The sequence below is a fragment of the Moraxella nasibovis genome (assembly GCF_029581575.1).
GTDB classification, from domain to species: domain Bacteria; phylum Pseudomonadota; class Gammaproteobacteria; order Pseudomonadales; family Moraxellaceae; genus Moraxella; species Moraxella nasibovis.
Genome location: NZ_CP089975.1, coordinates 552,389 through 565,409 on the forward strand (window position 1 = coordinate 552,389; position 13,021 = coordinate 565,409).

Here is a 13,021-nt window from a genome sequence, read left to right on the forward strand (position 1 = left end):
CATCTTAGAACTTGGAATCTTATAATAAGGAGTCATGATGAGCGAAATTGACGATTTTGATGATGACAGCTTTGAAGAAGATGCGGATGCGCAACTGGCGGACGAGTCGAAAGCCAAACCTTTGGAGAAGCGCCTAAAAATCGATGCTTTGCTAGAGCAGCAGCGTCTAAAAAAACTCGAACAAGCCCTTGAACAAGAGGATGACTTTGCTGAGTTTGATTTGGACGATGATGATTTTGACGACTGATGCTAACAGACATTCGGTCTTTTTGACCTAAAATTAAGGCTTGTGTCGGCGGTTCGGTGCGAGCCTTTTTTTGATGGCTTTGGCGTTAAGACCGAATTTTATGGCTTTTAAATTGAATTTAAAACATAAGATGTAAGACTTGTATGGTTTGACTTATGTTGATGTTGAGCCATATCAGCACCTAATGATCACACAAAGCTATTAAAAAAGTATTTAAATTTCTACCAAAATGTACCAAAGAGAGAAGATTATGAACAAGCAAGCATTATTTGAGTATTTGTCGTCTGATGCCAATCAGCTGGGGCTTGACCCAATCGCTGCGCATGGGTTTTTGACAGCGACGGTGGTGGGCAAACCTTTACCAAACTGGCTGTCGGCATTTTTTGAGGGTGCGGATAAGCAAGTGCCAGATGAGGTTAAAGAAGCGCTGATCGCATGGCGAGAAGAGCTGTACGACACGCTCAAAGCCGAAGAGCCGATTGAACTGCCTTTTGATGCCAGCGAAGAGGCGGAGGATTTTAGTGAAGAGGGTGACTTGGCGGCATGGGCGATCGGCTTTGTCGATGCGATGTACTCGGATGAGAATGTCGATTGGTTTGATGATGAGAACACCGAAGAAGATGTGGCGATGCTGACTTTGCCGATGGTGATGCTCTCAGGCATTGACCCTGAGATGGACGAGATGCGAGATGAAGAGACCTTGGCGCAGATGGCAAATGCTTTGGAAGATAACATCACAGAGCTGTTTTTGTTGTTCCACACAGACGACTGATGCTTGTTTTTAAGCGCCTAAATGGGTCTTGTGACCCATTTTTTATCTCAATGACTGTCAAAAATGCTTTTTTAATATTAAAAACATAAGGAAAATCATGCAGTTATCAAATTTAGAACACTTGCCCAATCACACCATCACTGAGCGTCTGGATGTCGTCTATGGCAGCACGGTGCGCACCAAGCATGTGGGTAAGGATTTTTTAGCAGGGCTAAAAAATATCGTCGGCGGTGAGCTGGTGGCCTATACAGAGCTTTTAGAAGAGGCTCGCCAAGAAGCGCTGGGTCGCATGGTCGCCAAGGCTCAGGCACTGGGCGCAGATGCGGTGGTGGGTATTCGCTTTTCTACATCTAATGTGACCACGGGCGCATCGGAGATTTTTGTCTATGGCACGGCGGTCAAAGCGGTCAAGAGTCATGCTTCGTTTGGACAGAGCTTAACACCTTTTGAATGAGGTCTTTATCATGGACATCGTTGATCTGATTTTAAGAAACTTGCAGATCGTCATTGCGGTGCTGTTGTTCGTCGTGGGCTGGTATTTTGGCACAATGAATGAGCGCCGACACTTAGCAAGGCTGGCTGATGAAGAAAGGCTTTTTGCGCACATCAGCATCTCAAACGAACGCTTTTATGTGCCTGCCATACAGTCTGATGGGGCGCTGGTTTTGGGGAGTGTGTCGATTGCTCAAGACGGGTTTAAGCTGATTTTTGCTGGATTTTTGAGTCTTTTTGGAAAAAATCTGACCGTCTATGAAAGCCTGCTTGAACGGGCAAGGCGGGAGGCGGTTTTGCGCATGAAACGCCAAGCCAATGAGCTGGGCTGCATCCATATCTATGGCGTGCGCATTGAGACATCGACCGTGGACGGTGGCGGTGTTGAGGTGCTGGTATATGGCACAGCTGTCTAGCTTTGGCTTTTATTATTAAAAAAAACTTAAATATTTAAAACTCCCAAAAACCGTTTGATTTTTGGGAGTTTTTTGGATCATAAAGCTATTGCACGATTTGCCCAAATTTGCCTGCACGCACATCGCTGATTGCTTGATTGATCTCATCCATCGTGTTCATCACAAAAGGTCCGTAGCCCACGACAGGTTCGTTCAAAGGCTCGCCTGACAAAATCAAAATCTTAGCATCATCATTGGCGGTGAGTTTGACCGTATCGCCACCTTTTTCAAAGCTAATAAGCTCATTTGGGCGGGCGGTTTTGTTATCATTGACCACGGCCACACCGTCCAAAATCAATATCAAAAGATTGTGCGTTTCTGGTATGGTAAAGCTGTATTCGCCGCCAGGATTTAGGCGAATGTCCCACAGGTTAATGGGGCTAAAAGTGCTTGCCGTGCCGTGCGTGCCGTCAAAGTCGCCTGCGATGATGCGTGCGATGCCGTTGCCATTTAAATCCACGACAGGAATGTCGTTGCTATCAATGGCTTGGTACTTGGGGGCGGTCATTTTGTCCTTGGCAGGCAGATTGACCCAAAGCTGTACCATTTCAAACATTCCACCTGTTTTTGAAAAGTTTTCTGAATGATATTCTTGGTGCATCAGCCCACTACCTGCGGTCATCCATTGCACGCCGCCTGTGCCAATCACACCGCCACCGCCATAGGAGTCTTTATGCTCAATCTCGCCTTGATAAGCGATGGTAACGGTCTCAAAGCCACGGTGCGGATGCTCGCCGACGCCACGCAGGTTGCGGTCAAAATTGGGGGCAAATTCTTGCGGACTGGCGTAATCCATCAACAAAAATGGGTCGAGATTGCGCCCTGTTTGGCTATAATTAAACATACTGCTGACATAAAAACCATCACCCACCCAATGTTTTGGCGGAGCGGGGTGAATGTGAGCGACTTGTTTTTGATTGCTCATGAGATTTCTCTGATTGGTTAAATTTATTATAAAATGGAGATTGATTGGAAATTTTCAAGGTTGGATAAACGGTGTGTCAATCTTACTATTTGTTTTCAAATAGCATTTATTTAATAAAAAATATTCCATTTCCTTATCAATTGATTTAATAATTTTAATATCCCCACCTTTTAATTCATCATTAGCATAATCGGCATTTGCATCATCAATCAAATACCAATGATTGTCAATATAAGCAAAATCATAAAAGGGATTATTGCTGATTGGGCTGTTAATAATTTCATTATCATAATAACAACAAATGACATCACAAGGTATAATAAGTGCGATTTGTTTGGAAATTTGAAAATAAAACAATTTTTCATTTTCTATATGTTTATCAATAAATATATCTAAATGACACAGCCATTTTTTATCCAGTATTTTTGAAAAATTTACAATAATCTCACTACTATCATTTTCTAAACTTTCCCAATCATTTTCTTGTAAAAATACACAAGTTTTAAAGCCAAAATTCTTAAAAATCTGGCTTAGTTGATTTTGACTGGGAATTTTGGATAAAATTAGGTCAATGTTCATTATTTTGCTCTTATTTTGATTTTTCCGCCATTTTAACACAAAAAATCCCCCACAACACCCCCATTTTACGGTAAAATACAAGGCATTTTCTTAAAAATTTCAAAAAAATTCGGAGCAATTAAATGAGCATTTTAGACCGCCTTTCTCCAAGCTATGACCCTGCCCAGATTGAGTCAGGTACTTATGAGCATTGGGAAAATTCAGGCTTTTTTAAGCCAAGCCTTGACAAGGACAAATCCTTCTCTATCGCCTTGCCACCGCCGAATGTTACAGGCTCCCTGCACATGGGGCATGGATTTAACAACGCCATTATGGACGCTTTGACCCGCTATCATCGTATGCGTGGCTACAATACGCTGTGGCAACCCGGCACCGACCACGCAGGCATCGCCACGCAAATGGTGGTAGAACGACAGCTTGGGCTACAAAACATCACTCGCCACGACCTAGGGCGTGAAAAATTCTTGGAAAAAGTGTGGGAGTGGAAAGCTCAATCAGGCGGTACGATCACAAGCCAAATTCGCCGTTTGGGGTCAAGCGTGGACTGGTCTCGTGAGCGATTTACGATGGATGATGATTTGTCCGATGTGGTCAAAGAAGTCTTTGTTCGCTTGCACGAAGAGGGGCTGATTTATCGCAAAAAACGCCTTGTGAATTGGGATACTAAATTGCTGACCGCCATTAGCGATTTGGAAGTAGAAAATCGTGATGAAAAAGGCTTTATGTATCATGTGCGCTATCCTTTTGTCAAAGGTCAAACAGATGCAAATGGTGTGAGCCTTGACGGTCAATTTATGCACATTGCGACCACTCGCCCAGAGACGATTTTGGCGGACGGCTGTTTGGCGGTACACCCTGATGACGCTCGCTACACGCACATTGTAGGTAAAATGGTTCACGTTCCTTTGACCGACCGTACCATTCCTGTGCTTGCCGACCCTTATCCCGACCCAGAATTTGGTACAGGTTGCGTAAAAATTACCCCTGCTCATGATTTTAATGACTATGAAGTCGGTGAGCGCCACGACATTGAAATCATCAATTTGATGAACCTTGACGGCACAATGAACGAAAATTGTCCGCCTGCTTATCAAGGGCTTGACCGCTTTGACGCTCGTAAAAACATCATTGCTGACCTAGAAACGCACGGCTTTTTAGAAAAAGTAGAACCACACGAATTAAAACGTCCTTATGGCGATCGCTCTGGCACAGTGATTGAACCTTTATTAACCGACCAATGGTATGTCAAAATCGCCCCACTTGCCGAGCCTGCCATCCAAGCGGTACAAGACGGACGCATTAAATTTGTTCCAGAGCAATACACCAATATGTACATGGCGTGGATGCGTGATATTCAAGATTGGTGTATCAGCCGTCAGCTGTGGTGGGGTCATCGCATTCCTGCGTGGTATGACGAGGCGGGAAATGTCTATGTCGGTCGCAGTGAAGACGAAGTGCGTCAAAAGCATAATCTGGGCGACACCGCCTTACGCCAAGATGACGATGTGCTGGATACTTGGTTCTCATCAGCCCTTTGGACTTTCTCAACGCTGGGCTGGACGGGCAAAGATGAGCTGGATTTTCAAAATGAAATCTTGCAAAAATTCCACCCAACGAGCGTGCTGGTAACAGGCTTTGACATCATTTTCTTCTGGGTTGCCCGTATGATTATGATGACCATGCACTTTGTCAAAGACGAAAACGGCAAGCCACAAGTGCCATTTAAAACTGTCTATGTACACGGTCTGGTGCGTGATGGCGAAGGTCAAAAAATGTCCAAATCTAAGGGTAATGTGCTAGACCCATTGGATTTGATTGACGGCATTGACTTGGAAAGTTTGGTCGCCAAGCGTACTTCTGGCTTGATGAATCCAAAAGACGCAGCGAAAATTGAAAAAGCCACTCGTAAAGAATTTGCCGACGGCATCAATGCTTATGGTACGGACGCTTTAAGATTTACTTTCTGTGCCTTGGCAAGTACGGGTCGTGATATTAAATTTGACCTAAAACGCGTGGAAGGTTATCGTAATTTTTGTAATAAAATCTGGAACGCCACAAGATTTGTTTTGATGAATGTTGATGGTAAAGCAATTCACGCCGAGGCACGCCCTGAGCTTTGGGAATTGCCAGAGCAATGGATTATTAGCCGTTTGCAAAAAGCTGAACAAGCGGTGAATCTTGCGTTTGAAACTTATCGTTTGGACTTGGCAAGTGCTGCAATTTATGATTTTATTTGGAATGAATATTGCGATTGGTATGTGGAACTCACCAAACCTGTATTAAATGACCCCAATGTCAGTGATGAAAGAAAGGCGCAGGTGCGTTATGTGCTGTTGTCGGTGATGGAAGTGGCGTTAAGACTTACACACCCAATCATGCCGTTCATCACCGAAGAGATTTGGCAGACGCTCGCTCCAATGATTGGTCGTGGTGGCGAAAGCATTATGCTGGCAAATTATCCAATCGCCAACGAGAGTCGTATTAACGAACAAGCTGAAAATGACATGGCGTGGTTACAAGGCTTGATTGGGGCCGTGCGAAATATTCGTGGCGAAATGAATTTGGGTAATGCCAAATTATTGCCTGTGCTTTTGCAAAACATCACAGACGATGAAAAGAGACAAATTGAGCGTATCGAGCCGTTGTTTAAAGCCCTTGCTAAAGTAGAAAGTTTGGCGTTTTTGGGCAATGATGAAAAAGCTCCATTGTCATCATCAAGCGTGGTGGGCAGTGCGGTGGTGCTTGTACCGATGAAAGGCTTAATTGACCCTGCGGTGGAATTGGCTCGTCTAAATAAAGAACTGGACAAACTCACCAAACAATACGACCAAATCGCAAACAAACTTGCCAATGAAGGCTTTGTCGCCAAAGCACCACCTGCGGTTGTTGAAGCTGAAAAAGCGAAATTGGTGAAATTGGAAGGGCAGATTGGGAAAATTAAAGAGAATGTTGCGGAGTTAAAGGCTCTTTAATTTGTGATGTTTGCCTAGGTATGTGAAAACTGATAAAAATTGACATCAAGCTTATAGTGGTTGCAATTTATCTTATCCATAAACTTGATCAATTTTTAAGTTTGATCGATATAAAAAAACGGATGCGCATACAAGCATCCGTTTTTTTAAACTACTAAGAAATACAAGATAAATCAAGGTGGCGATTGATTTTAGTGTGTTTTTATTGGCTGTTTTTGTGCTTGTCGCTTATCCCACCAGCCAAAGGCGTTACCAAGTACGGTGCCTGAAACCGAGTGCCACACGCAGGCAACGGCAGTGGCAATGGCGGATTCGGCATTGGCAGGGAAAAATTTGGCACTAAGACCTGTGGCAAGTCCTGCATTTTGCACGCCAACCTCGATCGCCAGTGTGCGTTTTTTGGCGGTGCTCATGCCTAAAGCCTTGCCAGAAAAATAGCCCAAAATATAGCCGCCAAAATTATGCAGTGCAATAGCCGCCACCATAACCAACGCCGACTCTAAGAAACGACCGCCATGCACAGCAGCAACACCACCTACGATGGCAGCAAAAGCCAAGACAGCAACGCCAGGCATGATTTTTTGGACATCGGCGAACCAAGATTTTTTGTGTAATAAAATGTTGGCTGCTGAGCCGATTAAGACAGGAAATAAAGTTACCAGCAGCATGAATTTGAACATGCCCCATCCATCCATCGCAACTGTCTCACCGACCAAATACATCATCCACAAAGGCGCAGCTATCGGTGCAAGTAGCGTAGAGACGGTCGTCATGCCCACCGAAAAAGCGACATCGCCACGAGCCAGATAGCTCATGATGTTCGATGACACGCCACCAGGACAGGAGCCAACCAATACCAAGCCCAAGGTTAAGCCATCAGACAGACCCAGACCACGACCGATGGCGATGGCAAGCAGTGGCATGATGGTGTATTGTGCGATCGTACCAACGAGAATGTCCAGCGGTCGCTGTGCCAAAATGCGATAGTCCTCTTTACCCAGGGTCATGCCCATGCCAAGCATGATGGTGCCAAGCACGAGAATTTGAATGTCGCCTTTTACCCAAGAAAAGCTGGCAGGCTCAATCATGGCGATGATGGCGGCGATGATGATGACAATGGCGGTAAAGCGCGTCAAAAACTGACTGACTGTAACCAAAGATTGCATTATGATCCTTATTGTTGCTGTATTATGTCAGCTGATTGTGCTTAAATTGGCTTTGAATGTCAAATGAAAATATGTTTGCCTAGACCAATCTAAAAATATGGAATGGGGGTTGGTGAAAGTGTTTTGATTGGGTGATTGACTGTCCCAAATGCTTAAAAAGTCTAATATTTGCATTGACGAAAAATGAGGTAGGTGTTAAAACATCGCTCTTAACACTCAGCCGTTGATCTTATAAAAACCTCCCCCGCCACCCCAAACACCACACTATGCCCCTGTACAATCACATCAATATCAGGGGCATAGCCGCCGCCCATTGTTACCGCCATTGGAATTTGCCGATGATACATCGTCTCTACCACATACCGCTCTCGCTCGTATAGTCCGTTCATCGTTAGATTGATTCGCCCAAGCCTGTCATCAGCAAGGACATCCACCCCTGCTTGATAAAAGACAAAATCGGGTTTAAGGTCATCAAGCACTTTGGGCAGATGATATTTTAACAAACTTAAATATTCATCATCGCCCACACCGTCCGCCAAACCAATGTCCAAATCCGACTTAGGCTTATGATAGGGATAATTTTTCTCGCCATGCATACTCATTACAAAGACGGACGCATTCTCCTCCATAATGGACGCATTGCCATTACCTTGATGCACATCCAGATCAAGGATTAAAATGCGTTTGGCAAGCCCTTCTTTTAACAGCACATTGCTCGCCACACAGACATCGTTTAGAATACAAAAGCCTTCGCCACTGTCAGCAAAGGCGTGGTGCGTCCCGCCTGAGGTGGAAAGGGCGATGCCGTCCGTCAAGGCGTATTTGGCGCATTGTATGGTTGCTCCCACGACCAGCCGTTCTCGGTCTATCAGCTCTTTGCTCATTGGCAAGCCAATTTTACGACAGTCTTTGGCGGACAAAGTCAGGCTGTCGAGTGCATGCCAATACTCTGCCGTGTGCGTGGTCAAAACTTCATCAACCGTTGCCATTCTTGGGGTAAAAAATTGGGAAGGCTTAGCGATACCGTCCGCAATCAGTTTTTTGGGCAAAAGTTCATATTTTGCCATCGGAAAACGGTGTCCGTCTGGCAAGGGTAAAGTAAACTCTGGGTAATGGGCGACCTTGAACATACAAATTTCCAAACCATGGCTACTGCCGTGCCTGCGTCGGCATAAAAAAGCCGCCATCAGTATGAGTACCATCACCTGTCATTTCTTGTGATTCTAGCAAGTAGTCTTGCCAAAAAGGGCTCGGTTCAAGCTCGCTCATCGCATCGTCATAAAGCCGCTGCGCAAGCTCGGTGAGACTTGCCACACCTTGCAAATAGCAGCCGAGCGCCTTATCGCTGAGCGCGCTAAATTCGCCATCTACCGAGATTTTGGTGCGCACTTCGCCATCGGAAGGGTCAAGCTCAATGCTGCCAAATGATAGGCTGGTGTTGGTGTAGGCGATTTTCATCAGCATTGGCGCAAAATGACTGGGCGGCACGGTGTCTGGCAGCACACCAAAGATGGCGATGAGCTGATTGCTCTCGTTGATGCGAAAGACGCAAGTCCAGTCGCTGCGATTGTCCGTAAAGCTCAAAATCAGATGGTGCGTGTGTTCATGATGCTCGGGCTTTCGGTGTTCGTAGTGCCAGTTTTGGGTGTCAAGCCACGCCATGATGCGTGCGGTCACAGGGTGGCTGTGATCGGTGGGGCTGTCAATGGGGGTTTGTCTGCCTGCATTGGGCGAGGTGCTTTGTTTGTTTTTGAGAAGTTGTTTTAGTTTGTCTAGTAGTTTCATGAAAATATCGACCGTCTTTTTTGGTAAATTGTAGCCCAAAGAGGTTGATTATGCAAAGTAAATCGCACAAAAACGCATAAACAGGTTTTGCTTGTGGGTGTTTTTTGGTATGATGGGCGATATTTTAAACCATATTCTAAAACCTAAAAACAGTGTTGTCATGAATTCATCAAATCAGTCGTCCGCCATGCCAAGCATCATCACCTTAGACGGCATCGATGTGCAGCGAGGTGATTTTGTGCTGTGTCAGGCGGTGAGCTTGACGCTGAGTGCTGGGGAAGTGTGTCATTTGGTCGGTGAAAATGGACTGGGTAAGACGACGCTTTTGTCGCAGGTGGCGGGACTGTTGCCCATCATGACAGGTAGGGTGGTCTATCATCAGCCAGACATCAGACCTGTCTATGTGTCGCATCAGCTTGGTATCAGTGGCAGTTTGACTGTCGAGCAGAATTTGCACTTTTTGTTGTCGCTGTACGGCATAGATGCAGACCGTGAGATCATTGACTTTGCACTTGATCAGGTGGGACTGTATGGGCTTCATGATGTGTCGAGCGTGCAGCTGTCAGCAGGGCAAATGCGCCGTGTGGGGCTGTCTAGACTGTTTGTGATGACGCCTGATGAGTCACCTTTTTGGCTGCTCGATGAGCCACTGACGGCGCTTGATGTGAGCATGGTGGCACGCATTGAGACTCGCATCAGTGAGTTTGCCAGTATGGGCGGTGCGGTGCTCATGACCAGTCATCAGCAGATCGGCGCTAAGACGAGCGTGCTGGATTTGGCGGAGTTTGCATTATGATGAAACATCCTTTTAAGACCATGCTGGTGCGTGAGTGGCAGATCAAGCGCCAAGGGGCGGTGCAGTGGCTGTTTCCTTTGATGATTTTTTTGATCATCATTACGCTATTTCCGCTGGCGGTGGGCAGTGAACCTGAGCTTTTGCTGCGCCTTGCACCTTCGGCGGTGTGGATCGCTGCGCTGCTGTCGTTGGTGATGGGGGTGGATGAGCTGTTTAAGGCGGATCTTGAAAATGGCACGCTGGCGCAGATTGTGGTGTCCGATGCGCCTTTGTCTGTGTGGGTGCTTGCAAGGCTGTTGATTCATTGGCTGTTTAGTGCAGGCTTTGTGGCGGTGCTTGCGCTTTTGGCGGCGCCGTTATTTAAGATGCCACTAAATGAGACGCTCATGCTCATGCTGTCTATCGTGGTGGGCTCACCGCTCATGCTCATGCTTTCTGCCATCGCCAGCAGCCTGACTTTGAGCCTTAAAAATGGCGCTGTATTGGTGCCGCTGATCGCCTTACCGATGCAGTTGCCAGTGCTGATTTTTGCGACAGGGGCGGTGGATTTGTATGCCACAGGCTTAAATGGACTGCCGACGCTTGCTTTGCTTGGGGCGATGAGCATTGTCTCGGTCATCGTCACGCCTTGGGTGGTGGCGCAGACCTTAAAGATGGCGTGGTCGCATTAAATCACATCAAATCCGTCATTGATCATAATAAAGGGTGGGATTGTCCGCCCTTTATTGTTTATGGCTGTCTTTGGAATCATTGCCCTGATGCCAATGTCAATGCTTACCAATACCAAGGCGCAAAAAATGGCGAATGACCAAAAGGATGACCATAATAAGGGCGGTGTATGCGTCTGTGGAGATGATACTGCTCAAGCCCCATCATATTGGCGTGGTGCAATTCGTCCAAATTGTCTTCGCAGACGCCAGTGAGTGTGTAGCCGTGCCTGCCTAGATCATAGGCATTGGCTTTGGTGCAGTAGTTTTTTAGCCCGATTTGCCGACCTTCTTCCCATAGGGCGATGTTTGGCGTAACGCCTGATTTTTGGCAAGTTTTTTGATGGCTTAGGATTCTTTGGGCGTTACGACCGTGTGTGCCATCGGTGATGCCGATTTGTTTCCAGTCGGCGGTTTGGCAGTCGCTTGTTTGAAATGATGATTGTGTGGTGGCACAGCCTGTGATGGTAGCACCGATGATAAAAGCGGTGAATAACAGTGATTTTTTCATGATTTTTGCTTTGGTGGTTGCTTGTTTTGGGGTTGGTGAAGCTTAAAATTTGATGATGCTTGATTGTATTTTATTATAAATACTTGCGTAGGGCGGTGCTGTATGAGTTTGGTAAAGCTGTTTAACACTTGACTTCCCAACAAAAAACCCTGCCGAACGACAGGGTTTTTGTCAAAGAAGGTGGATTATACATCTTCTTCTTTAAATTGTGGGACTGGTTTTTTGAAACCGCCAGTTTTGATGCCAAGCCATACAAAACCGATCGCCGCCCAGAACAGACCGACCTTAAAGGTGGTGCTGTCCACTTCAAGCCACATCAAGAATACGCTGATGAAACCCGCCACAGGAATGACGATGTAGTTGAACACATCTTTACCGCTTTGGATCAGCTTATTGCGGAACGCATAGTGGAAAATCACTGATAGGTTCACAAAGCTGAACGCCGTCAATGCGCCAAAGCTGATTAGGTTTACCACGGCTTCTAGGGTAATAAAACCTGCGGTCAATGCCACTGCACCTGCGATTAGGATGTTGTTCACAGGGGTTAGGAATTTTGGATGGATTTTACCAAAGATGTTTTTGCTGATGACGCCATCACGACCCATCACATACATCAAGCGAGACACACCAGCGTGAGCAGAGATGCCAGACGCCATCACAGTGACAATGGCAAAGCCAAGAACGGCTGCTTTGAAGGCTGCACCGCCGACCGCTTCTAGGATCTCAGGCTGAGTCTCATCTACCAGCTCAAAATAAGTCTCTGGGCTGTTTGGGAAGTAGATTTGCATGAAATAAGTACTGATGATGAACACGATACCTGCGATCAGCGTCGTTAGAATCATCGCTTTGGGTAGCACTCGTTTGGCATCTTTGGTCTCTTCGGCAAGCGTCGATAGCGCATCAAAGCCTGTGAATGAGAAACATAGAATGGTCGCACCAGTGATCAGCGCACCCACAGAAGTCATGCTGTCCCAGAACGGTGCCATGCTCCACAGATGGTAAGCGTTGTCTGGGCTGATGATGCCGTCTGCGTTTTGACCTGCTGATAGGGCGTTGTAGGTTAGGAATACAAACACCGCAATCACCGCCAGCTGTACAAATACGATCCAGCTGTTGAAATACGCCACGATTTTTGAGCCAAACAAGTTGACGCCAGTCATCAGCGCTGTCAAGCCAATCACCCATACCCAGCTGTTTACGGCGGGGAATAGTGCGTTTAGATAAATCACGGCAAGGATGATATTGACCAGTGGCGACAGCAGATAGTCAAGCCAGCTTGACCAGCCGACCATAAAGCCCATTGATGGGTTGATTGAGCGCTGAGTATAAGTATAAGCAGAGCCTGATGAAGGATAGGCACGGATCATATGACCGTAGCTAATCGAAGTCAGCAAAATGGCAATCAGGGCAAAAATATAAGACATCGGTACATGACCGCCGCTGTCACGAGATACCATACCAAAAGTATCTAATAGCGTCATGGGCTGGATATAGGCAAGACCAATGATGATCACATGCCAAAGACCGAGATTTCGTTGCAACTTTGCAACATTATTAACAGGTGTACTCAACGGTAGAGTCCTCCAAAAAGCGTGCGTAAACGCAAAAAAGAGA

The 13,021-nt window shown here is 46.2% G+C and carries 14 protein-coding genes; 7 read left to right on the forward strand and 7 right to left on the reverse strand.

From position 1 onward, the window contains the following. Nucleotides 1-37 precede the first annotated feature (37 nt). From LU290_RS02510 to LU290_RS02525, 4 genes are all read left to right on the forward strand, one after another. Nucleotides 38-247, forward strand: coding sequence for a PA3496 family putative envelope integrity protein (locus LU290_RS02510; RefSeq protein ID WP_277808993.1), 210 nt, complete (start codon nucleotides 38-40; stop codon nucleotides 245-247). A gap of 250 nt (nucleotides 248-497) precedes the next feature. Beyond that, the gene (locus LU290_RS02515) at nucleotides 498-1,019 is read left to right on the forward strand and encodes a UPF0149 family protein (protein WP_277808994.1); all 522 of its coding nucleotides are present in this window, start codon (nucleotides 498-500) and stop codon (nucleotides 1,017-1,019) included. Between the two features lie 97 nt (nucleotides 1,020-1,116). Next, nucleotides 1,117-1,473, forward strand: coding sequence for a YbjQ family protein (locus LU290_RS02520; RefSeq protein ID WP_277808995.1), 357 nt, complete (start codon nucleotides 1,117-1,119; stop codon nucleotides 1,471-1,473). Between the two features lie 10 nt (nucleotides 1,474-1,483). After that, the gene (locus LU290_RS02525; RefSeq protein ID WP_277808996.1) at nucleotides 1,484-1,927 is read left to right on the forward strand and encodes a YbjQ family protein; all 444 of its coding nucleotides are present in this window, start codon (nucleotides 1,484-1,486) and stop codon (nucleotides 1,925-1,927) included. Between the two features lie 85 nt (nucleotides 1,928-2,012). Here LU290_RS02525 and LU290_RS02530 read toward each other — a convergent pair whose 3' ends face one another. Beyond that, entirely contained in the window at nucleotides 2,013-2,891 is an 879-nt protein-coding gene (locus tag LU290_RS02530) for a pirin family protein (protein WP_277808997.1), read from the reverse strand. A gap of 54 nt (nucleotides 2,892-2,945) precedes the next feature. Next, a complete protein-coding gene (locus LU290_RS02535) occupies nucleotides 2,946-3,470 on the reverse strand; it encodes a hypothetical protein (protein ID WP_277808998.1) in 525 nt (174 codons plus the stop codon). A gap of 122 nt (nucleotides 3,471-3,592) precedes the next feature. Here LU290_RS02535 and LU290_RS02540 point away from each other — a divergent pair, with 122 nt between their 5' ends. Next, nucleotides 3,593-6,442, forward strand: a complete 2,850-nt coding sequence (locus tag LU290_RS02540) for a valine--tRNA ligase (RefSeq protein WP_277808999.1) — start codon at nucleotides 3,593-3,595, stop codon at nucleotides 6,440-6,442. Between the two features lie 191 nt (nucleotides 6,443-6,633). On the opposite strand, the gene LU290_RS02545 is transcribed toward LU290_RS02540, so the two are convergent. From LU290_RS02545 to LU290_RS02555, 3 genes are all read right to left on the reverse strand, one after another. Continuing rightward, nucleotides 6,634-7,608, reverse strand: coding sequence for a bile acid:sodium symporter family protein (locus LU290_RS02545; protein WP_277809000.1), 975 nt, complete (start codon nucleotides 7,606-7,608; stop codon nucleotides 6,634-6,636). A gap of 209 nt (nucleotides 7,609-7,817) precedes the next feature. After that, a complete protein-coding gene (locus LU290_RS02550) occupies nucleotides 7,818-8,738 on the reverse strand; it encodes a histone deacetylase family protein (protein ID WP_277809001.1) in 921 nt (306 codons plus the stop codon). A gap of 19 nt (nucleotides 8,739-8,757) precedes the next feature. Continuing rightward, entirely contained in the window at nucleotides 8,758-9,393 is a 636-nt protein-coding gene (locus LU290_RS02555) for a hypothetical protein (protein ID WP_277809002.1), read from the reverse strand. 160 nt (nucleotides 9,394-9,553) lie between these two features. Here LU290_RS02555 and ccmA point away from each other — a divergent pair, with 160 nt between their 5' ends. Beyond that, nucleotides 9,554-10,189 (forward strand): heme ABC exporter ATP-binding protein CcmA, encoded by a 636-nt coding sequence (ccmA, locus tag LU290_RS02560; protein WP_277809003.1) that lies wholly within the window; start codon nucleotides 9,554-9,556, stop codon nucleotides 10,187-10,189. Beyond that, entirely contained in the window at nucleotides 10,186-10,860 is a 675-nt protein-coding gene (locus tag LU290_RS02565) for a heme exporter protein CcmB (protein WP_277809004.1), read from the forward strand. Before ccmA ends, LU290_RS02565 begins: the two co-directional genes overlap by 4 nt. 103 nt (nucleotides 10,861-10,963) lie before the next feature. On the opposite strand, the gene LU290_RS02570 is transcribed toward LU290_RS02565, so the two are convergent. Beyond that, complete coding sequence (locus LU290_RS02570; RefSeq protein WP_277809005.1) at nucleotides 10,964-11,407, reverse strand: DUF2799 domain-containing protein; 444 nt, start codon at nucleotides 11,405-11,407, stop codon at nucleotides 10,964-10,966. 185 nt (nucleotides 11,408-11,592) lie between these two features. Beyond that, complete coding sequence (locus tag LU290_RS02575; protein WP_277809006.1) at nucleotides 11,593-12,978, reverse strand: APC family permease; 1,386 nt, start codon at nucleotides 12,976-12,978, stop codon at nucleotides 11,593-11,595. Nucleotides 12,979-13,021 lie beyond the last annotated feature (43 nt).